The sequence below is a fragment of the Archangium sp. genome, assembly GCF_045802675.1.
In the GTDB taxonomy this organism is placed as follows: Bacteria; Myxococcota; Myxococcia; order Myxococcales; family Myxococcaceae; genus Archangium.
Window position 1 is genome coordinate 1 of sequence record NZ_JBJMQO010000057.1, and the last position, 11,906, is coordinate 11,906.

16 protein-coding genes are annotated in these 11,906 nt (G+C 68.7%); 8 read left to right on the forward strand and 8 right to left on the reverse strand.

Annotated elements, in window-relative coordinates:
- Positions 1 to 740: hypothetical protein (locus tag ACJ8AN_RS17025; protein WP_407756426.1), on the forward strand; the 740-nt coding region annotated here is incomplete at its 5' end.
- Between the two features lie 50 nt (positions 741 to 790).
- Entirely contained in the window at positions 791 to 1,645 is an 855-nt protein-coding gene (locus ACJ8AN_RS17030; protein WP_407756427.1) for a LytR C-terminal domain-containing protein, read from the forward strand.
- Positions 1,646 to 1,679: 34 nt separating this feature from the next.
- Here the strand turns inward: ACJ8AN_RS17030 and ACJ8AN_RS17035 are convergent, their stop codons facing one another.
- Genes ACJ8AN_RS17035 through ACJ8AN_RS17045 form a run of 3 tightly spaced genes read right to left on the reverse strand, consistent with a single transcriptional unit; the run spans position 1,680 to position 2,295 of the window.
- On the reverse strand, positions 1,680 to 1,862 hold the full coding sequence (locus ACJ8AN_RS17035) for a hypothetical protein (RefSeq protein ID WP_407756428.1): 183 nt from the start codon (positions 1,860 to 1,862) through the stop codon (positions 1,680 to 1,682).
- Positions 1,859 to 2,047 carry a hypothetical protein gene (locus ACJ8AN_RS17040; protein ID WP_407756429.1) on the reverse strand — a complete coding sequence of 63 codons (189 nt, stop codon included), beginning with the start codon at positions 2,045 to 2,047 and terminating at the stop codon, positions 1,859 to 1,861. Before ACJ8AN_RS17040 ends, ACJ8AN_RS17035 begins: the two co-directional genes overlap by 4 nt.
- Positions 2,044 to 2,295, reverse strand: coding sequence for a transposase zinc-binding domain-containing protein (locus ACJ8AN_RS17045; protein WP_407756430.1), 252 nt, complete (start codon positions 2,293 to 2,295; stop codon positions 2,044 to 2,046). Before ACJ8AN_RS17045 ends, ACJ8AN_RS17040 begins: the two co-directional genes overlap by 4 nt.
- A 329-nt stretch (positions 2,296 to 2,624) precedes the next feature.
- On the opposite strand from ACJ8AN_RS17045, the gene ACJ8AN_RS17050 reads away from it, so the two are divergent.
- The 3 genes from ACJ8AN_RS17050 to ACJ8AN_RS17060 all read left to right on the forward strand — a co-directional run bounded on the left by ACJ8AN_RS17050 (position 2,625) and on the right by ACJ8AN_RS17060 (position 5,531).
- A complete protein-coding gene (locus ACJ8AN_RS17050) occupies positions 2,625 to 3,464 on the forward strand; it encodes a hypothetical protein (protein ID WP_407756431.1) in 840 nt (279 codons plus the stop codon).
- A 291-nt stretch (positions 3,465 to 3,755) separates the two neighbouring features.
- Entirely contained in the window at positions 3,756 to 4,091 is a 336-nt protein-coding gene (locus ACJ8AN_RS17055) for a hypothetical protein (RefSeq protein WP_407756432.1), read from the forward strand.
- A gap of 330 nt (positions 4,092 to 4,421) precedes the next feature.
- Positions 4,422 to 5,531: an ATP-binding protein gene (locus tag ACJ8AN_RS17060; RefSeq protein WP_407756433.1), complete on the forward strand. Its 1,110-nt coding sequence runs from the start codon at positions 4,422 to 4,424 to the stop codon at positions 5,529 to 5,531.
- 106 nt (positions 5,532 to 5,637) lie between these two features.
- Here ACJ8AN_RS17060 and ACJ8AN_RS17065 read toward each other — a convergent pair whose 3' ends face one another.
- Complete coding sequence (locus ACJ8AN_RS17065) at positions 5,638 to 6,525, reverse strand: RimK family alpha-L-glutamate ligase (protein ID WP_407756434.1); 888 nt, start codon at positions 6,523 to 6,525, stop codon at positions 5,638 to 5,640.
- Between the two features lie 160 nt (positions 6,526 to 6,685).
- Between ACJ8AN_RS17065 and ACJ8AN_RS17070 the strand changes: the two genes are divergently transcribed.
- Positions 6,686 to 7,126 carry a nuclear transport factor 2 family protein gene (locus ACJ8AN_RS17070; RefSeq protein ID WP_407756435.1) on the forward strand — a complete coding sequence of 147 codons (441 nt, stop codon included), beginning with the start codon at positions 6,686 to 6,688 and terminating at the stop codon, positions 7,124 to 7,126.
- A gap of 21 nt (positions 7,127 to 7,147) precedes the next feature.
- On the opposite strand, the gene ACJ8AN_RS17075 is transcribed toward ACJ8AN_RS17070, so the two are convergent.
- The 3 genes from ACJ8AN_RS17075 to ACJ8AN_RS17085 form a co-directional block, all read right to left on the reverse strand.
- The gene (locus tag ACJ8AN_RS17075; RefSeq protein WP_407756436.1) at positions 7,148 to 8,365 is read right to left on the reverse strand and encodes a PLP-dependent aminotransferase family protein; all 1,218 of its coding nucleotides are present in this window, start codon (positions 8,363 to 8,365) and stop codon (positions 7,148 to 7,150) included.
- 3 nt (positions 8,366 to 8,368) lie between these two features.
- Entirely contained in the window at positions 8,369 to 8,839 is a 471-nt protein-coding gene (locus ACJ8AN_RS17080) for an Lrp/AsnC family transcriptional regulator (protein ID WP_407756437.1), read from the reverse strand.
- A gap of 268 nt (positions 8,840 to 9,107) precedes the next feature.
- Positions 9,108 to 9,911, reverse strand: coding sequence for a DNA/RNA non-specific endonuclease (locus tag ACJ8AN_RS17085; RefSeq protein ID WP_407756438.1), 804 nt, complete (start codon positions 9,909 to 9,911; stop codon positions 9,108 to 9,110).
- Between the two features lie 245 nt (positions 9,912 to 10,156).
- Here ACJ8AN_RS17085 and ACJ8AN_RS17090 point away from each other — a divergent pair, with 245 nt between their 5' ends.
- Complete coding sequence (locus ACJ8AN_RS17090; protein WP_407756439.1) at positions 10,157 to 10,351, forward strand: hypothetical protein; 195 nt, start codon at positions 10,157 to 10,159, stop codon at positions 10,349 to 10,351.
- Entirely contained in the window at positions 10,348 to 11,085 is a 738-nt protein-coding gene (locus tag ACJ8AN_RS17095; RefSeq protein ID WP_407756440.1) for a ferritin-like domain-containing protein, read from the forward strand. Before ACJ8AN_RS17090 ends, ACJ8AN_RS17095 begins: the two co-directional genes overlap by 4 nt.
- Positions 11,086 to 11,249: 164 nt before the next feature.
- Here ACJ8AN_RS17095 and ACJ8AN_RS17100 read toward each other — a convergent pair.
- Positions 11,250 to 11,906, reverse strand: a 657-nt coding sequence (locus ACJ8AN_RS17100) for a tetratricopeptide repeat protein (protein ID WP_407756441.1), incomplete at its 5' end; no start/stop codon positions are given.

Genomic DNA, 11,906 nt, shown 5'->3' on the forward strand with positions numbered 1-11,906 from the left:
CAGAGCTCTACCTGGCCAGGCACGAGAAGAGCGGTGCCACCGCCCTGGTGCTCAAGCCCGACGCCGAGGAGGACCCCGCGTGGCTGAAGGACTTCCGGGTGCACGTCATCTCCTCGTCCGTGCCGAGCTACGTGGCCCTGGAGGTGGTGGACTCGCGGAGGGCCAAGGCCCCCGACAGGCACTCGGCGGATGCGCTGATGTTCGTGCTCAGGGATGTTCGCAGGGGACTGCGGCGCATGGCTCGAGCCTTCGACGGCCCCCGCGAGCCGCGCCGCCTCTGGCGCTTGAGACTGGCGTTGGTGGGCGCCGCCGCGGTGGGCGCCGTGCTCTTCGCCCTGGTGTGTCTGGCTTTCGAGTCCCCATCGCCGAGAGGCCCGGAGTTCCTGGCGAGCACCCCGTCCGCGCTCATGAATGACGACGTGCCCACGGCGGGCGCGGAGCCCGATGCATTCTCCAACGCCCTGGAGGCTCCAGACGCTGGGGAGCCGTACTCCTTCTCCAACGACCTGGAGACCCCGGATGCTGGAGAGTCCGTGCTCGCCCGTTCCCTGCCGAGCGAGCCCTTCAAGGGACAGAAGCGCCCCCCTTGCTCCAAGTACTCGCAGGTGGAGCTCGTCGGCGGCTGCTGGCTGACTGCCGAGATCAAGGCCCCGTGCCCGGAGGATCTCTTCGAGCACCAGGGCAAGTGCTATGTGCCCATCTTCAGCGCCAAGCCGCCGCCCCAGTCGGTCGGGGAGTAGGAAGACGCGGGCTTGCGTGGCGTGAGCCGTGGAGCGGATAGCATCGGCCCATGACCCGGACCCTCCCCGCTCTCCTCCTCTTCTTCATGGCCGTGCCCGCGCTCGCCCAGGATGCCAAGGCGATTGGCTTCACGCAGGACGGCTCGCTCTTCGTCGTCGGGCGCTACGACGCCATCGGCAGCGACACCGTCGGGAAATACTTCGTCTTCGATGCGCGCATGGGCGACGGCCTGTATGCGCCGGACGAGCTCACCCCCGAGGAGTACAAGGAATGGCTGGCGGAGAACGTGCTCGCGCCCCTGAAGACCGGCCCGAAATCCCCGGACGGCACGCTGCAACTCCAGGTCTCGGGCAAGGGCGGGAACTGGAAGGACGGCGGGTTCCTCGTGCTGGGGGTGAGCCCCTGGACGGGGGACAGTGGAGAGGAGGTCAAGGTTCCGCCGCCCTCGAAGATCCGCTTTGGCGTGAAGGCGGGCAAGAAGAGCTGGCCCAGCGTGGACTTCACCTTCGACCACGGGAACGTCAATCAACGGGTGGAGTTCGTCTGGTCCCCCGACGGCCGGCGCGTGGCGTACCTGGTGCACCTGGAGAGCTCGACCGAAGGAGGCGGGATCGACCATGAGGTCACGTTCGGTCCCACGCAGGGGCCTCGGGTGCAGGTGCTCGGCGTGAAGGGCACCGCGCCTGACGCCTACGAGACGGCCCTGGACGCACTCGAGAAGGCCGGGCTGAGCCCCACCTCGTTCGGGGAGGCGAAGGAGGCCCACCCGAGCACCGTCGTCTTCGCCGCGAAGGGCTTCGAGGCCGACGCCCGGAAGGCCGCTCAGGCGCTCCCGGGCGCCACGGTGGCTCCCCTCACGTGGAAGCCCAACTACGAGTTGGTGGTGGTGCTCGGCGGCAAGTAGGCGCCCCCCACACGGGGCGAGACTCGCGCAATGACTAGCGCCCGCGCGCCTTGTGGACGAGGGCGTCGGCCAGCCGCTCCACCGCGCGCGGGCCGCCCTGGCGCAGGAAGAGGTTGGGCTCGGTGATTTCCAGCTCCATCAGCCGCAGCCCGCCCTCTTCGTCGCGCGCCACGTCCACCCGCGCGTAGAGCAGCTCGAAGCCCGTGGCGGCAATCACCTGGCGGTGACGAGGGCGACGTCGAAGGAGCTCCAGGGCGCGGGCATGGGCGCTCTAGTGAGGACGTCCGAGAGCAGTCCCACGTCCTTGAGCAGCACCCACCACACCCAGTGCGGAAAGGACAGCGTCCACTGCCGGTCGGGCACATGCGGCAGCACCCGCTCCACCAGGTGCACCGCCGTCACATGCGCGCGCTTCGCATCGCAGGAGGGACAGACCCTCGCCCCTTGCACGAGAAGGCGACGAGAAGCTCGTCCTTGCAACTCTCGCAGCGCACCCGCGCGAAGCCGTGCGCCAACACTCCACATTCTAGGTACCTGGCGAAGTCCCGCTCCACGTACCGGGGCAGGCCGCGCCCCAGCTCGCCATCGAGAAGAGCGACCTTCGGGAGCACGAGTTCGATGCCGAGCACGAGCGGATCTGGACCGTCCATGTCTGGTTCGAGCCTGGGACGGGGCGCCCGGCGGTGAAGGGGACGGATCCCTGGTGCCGCCAGTCGGCGAGCGCGCTCAGGGTCGAGTGTGCCAACGGCCTCGACGACGCGTTCTTCAAGCAGGGTGATTGCAGCAGCGTCTGTGATTGACTCAGAGCATTCGAATTGCCTTGGCTCGGCGTACGGGACACTTCGCGAGGAGGCCGAGCGTGCACCTGGTGGGTAGGCGCCCTGGTGATGCACCCGGCACCTCCTGGCGTGAGGGCTCGGCTCCATGCGAACAAGCGTCTCGGGCCTCCGGCATGCGGTGAGGCCAGCGAGGAGCACGCATGGACGACAAGAAGAAGCCCGGGGCGAGCTGGGCGGAGCGCACGCAGTTGGGGCCCTACCAGCTCGAGGAGCAGATGCCCCAGCCGCCCGACAGCCAGGCAGAGCTCTACCTGGCCAGGCACGAGAAGAGCGGTGCCACCGCCCTGGTGCTCAAGCCCGACGCCGAGGAGGACCCCGCGTGGCTGAAGGACTTCCGGGTGCACGTCATCTCCTCGTCCGTGCCGAGCTACGTGGCCCTGGAGGTGGAGGACTCGCGGAGGGCCAAGGCCCCCGATAGACACTCGGCGGAGTCGCTGATGTTCGTGCTCAGGGATGTTCGCAGGGCAATGCGGCGCATGGCTCGAGCCTTCGACGGCCCTCGCGAGCCGCGCCGCCGCTGGCGCCGGAGCCTGGCATTGGTGGGCGCCGCTGCGGTGGGTGCCGTGCTCTTCGCCCTGGTGTGTCTGGCTTTCGAGTCCCCATCGCCGAGAGGCCCGGAGTTCCTGGCGAGCACCCCGTCCGCGCTCATGAATGACGACGTGCCCACGGCGGGCGCGAATCCCGATGCATTCTCCAACGCTCTGGAGGCTCCAGACGCTGGGGAGCCGTACGCATTCCCCAGCGCCATGGATACCCCGGACGCTGGAGAGTCCGTGCTCGCCCGTCCCCTGCCGAGCGAGCCCTTCAAGGGACAGAAGCGCCCCCCTTGCAGGAAGTACGCGGAGGTGGAACTCATCGGGGCCTGCTGGGTGCCTCACGAGCTCAAGGCTCCGTGCCTGGATGAGCTCTTCGAGCACAAGGGCAAGTGCTACGTGCCCATCTTCAGCGCCAAGCCGCCGCCCCAGTCGGTCGGGGAGTAGGAAGACGCGGGCTCGCGTGGCGTGAGCCGTGGAGCGGATAGCATCGGCCCAAGACCCGAATCCTCTCCGCTCTCCTCCCCGGGTGGCTCCCCTCACGTGGAAGCCTGGCTACGAGTTGGTGGTGGTGCTCGGCGGAAAGTAAACGCCGGCTTTGTTCAAGAGTGGGTGATGTGCTCCAGCGGAAAAACACCCATGGTGTGCGGTGCTTTCACTTCGGGTCAACACCATAAGGCTCCCTCCACGGGCTCCGGAAGGAGCGCCGTGGCCCCGAAACGAAAGACGAGGGAGTCGATGACCTTGAATCGCATCATGCTGGGAGTCGTGGCCGCCTTGACGCTGACGCTGTCGGGCTGTTCCAACCTGGACTGCGACAGTACCGGCAATTCGTGTGTCTGCGACAGCGGCGATTGCGAGCAGAAGTGCACGGGCGGCAACTGCCAGCTCAGCTGCACCGGAGACAGCTGCAAGCTGGACTGCCCGGGCGGCAACTGCCAGCTCAACTGCAACGGCGCCACGAGCTGCATGCTGACGAGCTGTACCTCCGGCTGCCAGGTCGCGTGCGGCGGAGCGGCCACCTGCAGCTCGAGCTGTAGCAACATGGCTTCGGGCTGCGCGACCACGCCGTAGCACCCACCGGGTCCCCCGAGGGGGGGGGCGGGGGCGCCCGGTGAATTCGAGTCCCGGCGCCGGGGGGGAGCCTGGGCCTCTACAAGGCGCTGGGGGCCTGGGAGGTCACCCGGCGGCTGGGCTCCGTGGATGCGCGCCCGCGCCGTGTGGTGAGCGGCCAGGCGAGCCGTGGGGCCACGTCGACGGGGCCACCCGTGCCGACACGTGGGCCCCGTGCTCCACGGCGGGGGATGCTGGCCTCGTGGCTCCCGCGTTGACGCCCCGACGCCCCGCACCGCGAGCCGCCGCCTGCGCGGCACCCTCCCGTTTGTTCCTGGTAAGAGGCTCTCCATGTCACCGAAAGAAAAAAATCCGCGACTCGAGCGGTCCAACACGGACGAAAGCCTGCGCTTGGAGCGTGAGAGCTCCGACCGTGAATACGGCAAGACGCAGACCGCGATTGAAGAAGCGTCTGACGCCTCCATCCAAACGGCCCGGGAAAGGGCTGATCAGCGTTCCCAAGAGTCCCGCGACCACGCGGATGTGAAGTTGGCGCGGAGTAAGGCGCCCCCCAAGGTGCGTGAGAGCGTTGACCGAGAGCGGGCCCACGAGGATGCAGTCTTGGAGGGGGCGCGTGCGGCCTCTGACTCGGAACTGGAGGCCGAGCGTGTGGAGGGCAGGCGCGCGTTGGCTGCCCTCCTCTACCTGGAACGACAGAAAACGGATACGCGCCTCATGTTCGAGCGGGCGCGCTCCGATGAAGGGCTTGCGACGCGGGATGAATTCCTGGGGATGGTCAGCCACGACGCGCGCACGCTTCTCGCGGGAATCGCTTTGCAGGCGGCCCTTCTCAAGCGGAGCGCCGCCGAAGACGAGGCGGGCAGGAGGGCCGTACAAGGCCTCGAGAAAATCGAGCGATTCACGGCGCGGTTGAACCGGCTGCTCGGAGACTTGATGGATGTGGCCAGTATCGAGGCGGGCAAGCTCCTCGTCGTCCCAGCGTCGCAGGATGTAACCGCGCTCGTGCGGGAGTCAGTCGATACGTTCCAACCCCTGGCCTCTGCCCAAGGCCTCTCCTTCTCCGTGGAGATACGCGGGGAAACCCTGATGGCGAAATTCGACTACGAGCGTGTCCTTCAGGTGCTCGCCAACCTGCTGAGCAATGCCATCAAGTTCACCGAGGCAGGAGGCAGGATTTCGATCCGAGTGGAGTCTTTGGGCCAGGAGGTTCACTGCTCCGTGACGGACACCGGCGCGGGAATCCCGAATCATCAACTGGAGGCCGTGTTCGAGCGTTTCTGGCAAGCCCGCAGCGGGGATCGGCGAGGGCTGGGGCTCGGCCTCTACATCTCCAAGTGCATTGTGGAAGCTCACGGTGGGCGTATCTGGGCCGAGAGTCAGCCAGGCGTGGGCAGCACCTTCACGTTCACTCTTCCGGGTGCCCCCGCCGAGTCGCAGTAAAGGCGCCGAGTCGGCGTGTGCCACGTCGTGCGCGCCCAGGTGGGCCCTTCCGGTGCGCGGTGGGAGAAAGAAGGTGCGGAGGGGGCGGCGATGGGATGGGGGATGGCTAGCGCGCGCGCGCCTTGAGCACGAGGGCGTCGGCCAGCCGCTCCACCGCGCGCGGACCGCCCTGGCGCAGGAAGAGGTTGGGCTCGGTGATTTCCAACTCCATCAGCCGCAGCCCGCCTGCCTCGTCGCGCGCCACGTCCACCCGCGCGTAGAGCAGCTCGAAGCCCGTGGCGGCAATCACCTGCCGGGCGAAGGCGCGCTCGTCCTCGGCCGAGGGCGCGGGCTCGGCGGCGGTGGCGTCGTAGTCCGGGTCCCCCGACAGCGCCGGCTGCCGCTTGATGGCGTGGGTGTGCTCGCCGCCGAGGAACAGGAGGGAGCGCTCGCCGTAGCCCTCCACCGAGGACTGGTAGGGCTGCACCATCATGTCCTTGTGCGGCAGGACGCGCTCCACCAGGGCCTGGGCGGCGGGAATGTCCCCGGGCCCCCGGACCCGCAGCGTGTCGCGCGCGCCCGCGGACACCGCCGGCTTCACCACCGCGTCGCTCCAGCCGCGCCCGGCGAGCAGCGCCTTCACGTCCACCGTCGCACCGCGCTCCAGCCAGGCCGTGGGAACGACAGCCACGCCGCGCGCCTCGAGCTCGCGCAGGTAGCCCTTGTGCGTGTTCCAGCGGAGCACCTCGGGCGGATTCCACAGCGGGCAGCGAGCGCCCGCCCGGCCGGCCCAGGCCACGAACTCGTCGCGGCGCTTGTCCGAGTCCCAGGCGGTGCGGATGAGCGCGAGCCGGAAGTGGCTCCAGTCCACCGAGGCATCGTCCCAGATGACGGGCCCGGCCTTCACCCCCCGCGCGGCGAGGGCGTCCATGAGGAGCCTCTCGTCGGGCAGACACTCGGGGAAGGCGGAAGCGGTGACGAGGGCGACGTCGAAGGAGCTCCAGGGCGCGGGCATGGGCGCTCTAGATAGCGATTCGGGGGTGGGGCGCACGTGGAAAGTGCTCGGACGCCGGGTGTGCCCTCCGGGCGGGCGTGCGGCTCACGGGAAGACACCCGGGGCTTTGTCCTCCACGCGACGCGCCTGCTCCGTACCGTTGTCAGAGGAGGACCAGGTCATGGCACATCCCAACGAGCAGCTCATCCGCGAGCTCTACATCCAATTCAGCAAGGGCAACCTCGACGGTGTCCTCGCGCTGTGCACGCCGGACATGCACTTCCACGTCGGCGGCCACAACGCGCTCACGGGCGATTACGACCGCGAGGGCCTGTCCCGGTTCGTGGGCAAGCTCGGACAGCTCGCGGGCCCCTCGCTGCGCATCATCCTCGACGACATCCTCGCCAATGACGAGCGCGCCGTGGTGCTCCTGCACGACACCTTCACCCGCCAGGACACCGGCAAACCGTACGAGGTGCGGCTGCTGCACCACTACCGGATCCGCGACGGCAAGCTCGCGTCCTTCGAGGAGGTGCCCTTCGACGCGGACGCCTTCGACGAGGCCTGGGCGGACACGTGCGCCCCGGCCGCCAGTCCGGAGCCGGTCTACTCCATCCACTGAGAGACCGGCCGGGGCCGTGCCTTACGTCTGCTGCGAGGCGATGACCGCGCCGAGCCGGCGCATGCCCTCTTCAATCAGCTCGGGCGGGCGGTTGGAGTAGTTCAGGCGCATGAACTCGCTGCGCGGCTCGTGGGCGAAGAAGGGCGAGCCGGGCACGAAGGCGACGCGCTTCTCCAGCGCGAGCGGGAAGAGCGTGTCGGCGCTCATGCCGCGCGGCAGCTCCACCCAGAGGAACATGCCGCCCTCGGGGTGCGTCCACCGGGTGCCCGCCGGCATGTGCTTCTCCAGCGCGGCGAGCATCACCTGGCAGCGCTCCCCGTACACGCCCCGCAGCTTCTCCAGGTTGGCGTCGTAGTCGAAGCGCGAGAGCAGCCGCGCCGTGGCCCGCTGGGACACGGTGGCGGTGTGCAGGTCCGCCGCCTGCTTGGCCACGGTGAGGGTGCGGATGAGCTCGCGCGGGCCCACGGCCCAGCCGATGCGCAGCCCGGGCGCCAGCGTCTTGGAGAAGGTGCCCAGGTTGATGACCACGTCCTCGGTGTCCAGCGACGCCAGCGAGGGCAGGTGCTCGCCGCGGAAGCGCAGCTCGCCGTACGGGTTGTCCTCGAGGATGAGGATGCGGTGCTTCTGGGCGAAGCGCACCAGCTCGCGCCGGCGCTCCAGCGACAGCGTGGTGCCCTTGGGGTTCTGGAAGTTGGGCACCAGGTAGATGAGCTTGGGCCGGCGGCCGACGACGAGCAGCAGCCGCTCCAGGTCGTCCACGCGCATGCCGTCGTTGTCGCTGCCCACCACGGCGAACGAGGCCTCGTAGCCGCTGAAGGTCTGCAGCGCGGCGAGGTAGCTGGGGTTCTCCACCACCACCACGTCCCCGGGGTCCAACAGCACCTTGGCCACCAGGTCGATTCCCTGCTGCGAGCCGTTGGTGATGAGCACCTGGTCCGTGGCCGCGTGCAGGCCGCTCTTGGCCAGGTGGGCGCAAATCCACTCGCGCAGCGGGCCGTAGCCCTCGGTGGCGCTGTACTGCAGGGCGGCGCGGCCCTCCTCGGCGAATACCTCGGCGTGCGCCTGGGCGATGGCCTCCACCGGGAAGAGCTCGGGCGCGGGCAGCCCTCCGGCGAAGGAGAGCACGTCGGGACGCTCGGCCACCTTGAGGATTTCCCGGATGGCGGAGGCCTTCATCCGCGACATGCGCTGCGCGAGTGGGAACGCCGGAGGGGCGGAAATGCTGACGGCAGCGGTCATGGGTCAGGCTCCTTTCAGCTCTTCGGGGGAGACGTGGATGTACGTCTCCTCCTTGATGGACGTCAGGACGATGGTGGTGTGAGTGCGGGTGACGCCGGAGATGGTCCGCAGCGTCTCCACGAGCAGGCTGTCGAGCGTGCGCGTATTCGAGGTGCGCACCTTGAGCAGGTACGAGTCCTGGCCGGCGACGCGGTGGGCCTCCAGCACCTCGGGCATGGCGAGCACCTTCCTGGCGAAGCCCTCGAAGTACTTGGGGTGCTCGATGCTCACGCCGATGAAGGCGGTGATGTCCTTGCCCAGCTTCGTCGCGTCCACGCGCGCCGTGTAGCCGGTGATGACCTCGCGCTCCTCCAGCTTGCGGATGCGCTCGGCCACGGCGGGCTGGGACAGGCCCACCGCCCGAGAAAGCTCCAACTGCGTGGCGCGGCCGTCACGCTGCAGCAGGTCGACGATGCGGTAGTCCAGTTCGTCCATGGGAGCCCGGGGACCTTGTTTTTATAAGTCCCAACCACCTGATGCAGATAAAATATATGCCTCTCATGGCCAACGCAAGAGCCAGGGCAGGCGGGCGGGCGAGCGCTTCCAGGCGGCCTCGCGCCAGGAGGGACGCGGGCCGCCGGAAGTGAAGGACAGTGGACGGGAAGGGCGAGGGGCGGAGCGCGGGTGGCGCTCACGCGGCCCTCGGGGGTTGAGACGAGGGGCCTGCGTCAGGCCCCTCTCGAGACGCGAACAGCGCGGAGGCTCAGTTGCAGCCCTGGCTCGTCAGCCAGTTCACGCCCTTGGTCCGCTCGGTGGTGCCATTCGTGCCGCCGTAGTCCACGTTCTGGAAGTTCATCAGCACGGAGCTGCCCGAGGACTGGTTGGTGATCTCCATCGTCATGGTGTTGGGGATGAGCGTGGTGGAGTTCGGGTAGGCCGCGGTGATGTAGTAGCGCAGCCGGCTGCTCGGGAGGCTCCCGCAGAGGGCCATCTTGTTCTCGAGCTGCACCCAGTTGCCGCGGTTGAAGTTGGCATCCTGCGGCACGATGTTCGCCCGGCCACCCCAGCCGCCGAGCTGCGAGCCGATGAGGTGTCCCCCGTCATAGTCGTTGCTGGGGTTCTCCGCGTCGCCCCACTGCCCGATGCTCGTCTGGCAGGAGTCGATGCGCGCCGCGGCGACGATGGGCGGCAGGTACTTGTACGCCTTGTTCGGCCGGCCCGAGGCGTCGATGTAGTAGTACTCGCCGTCGAAGTTGTGCCACACGCTGCGGTCGGTCGACGGGAAGTTCTTCGGGCAGTCGCTGATCAGCATCGCGCTGACGTTGTGGACGCGGTACCCGATGCCGTAGGGCGCCAGCATCTGGCGGATCTCCTCCTCCGAGTGGCTCTGGAAGAAGTCCATGACCCCGTCGGGGCCCCCGAAGTCCCGCTCCACCTGTGCGGCGATTGCCTCGCCACCCAGGTCCAGCGGGCGCCCGTCGAGGGAAGCATCAACACCACCGCAGGCGCTGAGCGCGAGCAGGGCGGGGAGGGACAGCCAACGGCGGAGGGACAGGGAGCGCGTCATGGGAACCTCGGGGGGGGGGACGAGGCCGGCCAGGGAAGCCAGCGAATGCACGCTAGCCCAGGAAGCTCAGATTTTAAGAAACAAAGAGATGACGCTGCGCCGCGTCACGCGATGACACGGTGCGTATCAGCCGATGACACGGTCCGTCATGGTGGGGGGCGCGAGCGTCCCGTCGGCTATGGTCGCGCGACGCAGCACAGGGGGCGCGCGGGTCCATCCGCCGCCAGGAAAGGCTCGGGTCAGACATGGATTACCGGAAGCTGTTCAACGTACTGGTGGTGGGAGGCGCGCTCGCGGGGGGCGTCTCCGGATGTGGTGACGATTCGAGGACGCAAAGGCCCGCTACCCAGCTCCCCGGAGCGGATGGCGGCACGCCGGACGGCGGGACGTCGACGGACGCGGGGACGGAAGACCCCGGGGGCGGAGTCGAGGGCTGGTGAGCGGTCCGGCCGGCGAGGAGCTGCCCGAGCCGGTGCGCCGGCTCGTGGCGGAGGCGTGGACGTTCCGCTGGCGGGTGGAGCTGGAGGCGGCGTTGCGTTTCGCGCGCCTGGCGGAGCGGCTCGGCGAGCTGGGTGAGCCCGAGGCGATGGTGGCGCTCGCCCGGCGGGCCTCGGAGGACGAGCGGCGCCACGCGGGCCTGTGCGAGGCGCTGGCGCGGGAGTACGGGCAGCGGGTGCTCCCGGAAGCGCCCACGGCCGTCACCGAGGTGGCGCCCGCGAGGCTGCCCCCGCGCGAGCGCGTGCTCTACGAGCTGGTGGCGGCGTGCTGCATCACCGAGACGGAGAGCACGGCGGTGCTCACCACGCTGCTGGTGCCGGACGGCTCGCCCCGGGTGCGCCCGGTGTTGCGAGAGCTCCTGCGGGACGAGGTGATGCACAGCCGGCTGGGGTGGGCCCAGCTGTCGCGCGCGCACGCGGAAGGCGCGCAGGGCGCGGTGGCCTTCCTGGGCCGCTACATCCCCGCCATGCTCGAGGGGGGCACCTCGCCGCGCTTGTTCACGCCCGGCTCGCCCGAGGAGGAGAGTCCCGAGCTGCTGCGCCACGGCGTGCTGCCGCACACGCGCAAGCGGGAGGTGTTCGTCCAGGCGCTGCACGAGGTGGTGCTTCCCGGACTGGAGCGCTTCGGGGTGGACACGGCGCCGGCGCGGCAGTGGCTGGCGCAGCGGGGCGCGTAGGGACGAGCGCCCAGGGCCCGCGTGACCGGCTGCACTCGACGGCGACCACCGTAAATGGGAACTGCGGCAAACGCGCGGCTTCGCTCCGAGTGGAGCAATGCACCGGGGCCATGAGGGCTGATGGACTGGGAGACCAGAGCTGGACCAGAACGGAAACCCGAGCTTCACTGCAGGGCGGATGCCTCATTCTCCGTGTGGAGGCTGCCATCAGCTTCTTCCCTGGTGGAAAGTTCACGGAGTAATTCCTGGGCTCGCAAACCGACCTCGGAGTGCCCGGAGTCGATGGCGCGCTGGAAGGCGGCGCGGGCCCCCGCGACATCCCTTTGCTCCGCCAGCAGAGTTCCCAGGTTGAAGGCTGCCATGGGCGCCGCGTCGACATGACTCGAGGCTAGTGCCTTCATGAAGGCGTGCTTCGCCACTTCAGGTTCGTGCCGACCGTAGGCGGCAATCCCGATGTCATGGGTTTCTTCGGGGGTGGCGCAATCGATGAGGAGGTTCCACGCCTGCTCAGGAGTGCTGGCTCCTTGGCGCTCCAGGAGATCGGCTATGTAATCGAAGACCTCGAAGGCCCTGCCTTTCTGTCCCTGTACCGCTAAGAGCAGCGGGATTTGAGAGCTGACGGGCCGTTGCGCCCAGTCCAACCCCCGCTTGTAGGTGTCGTCCGTCAGGTCCGTATTCACAAACACCTTGGGCAGGTAGAGCTTGGTGCGCTGTCGAAGCTCCAGTTCTGGAATGGGGCGTTGCAGTCCGGCTCGGCGCCAATCGATGGCAGCCCGGACGAGAGCGTGCCCCACCGGCTCTTTATTCTTTTCGAAAGTGAA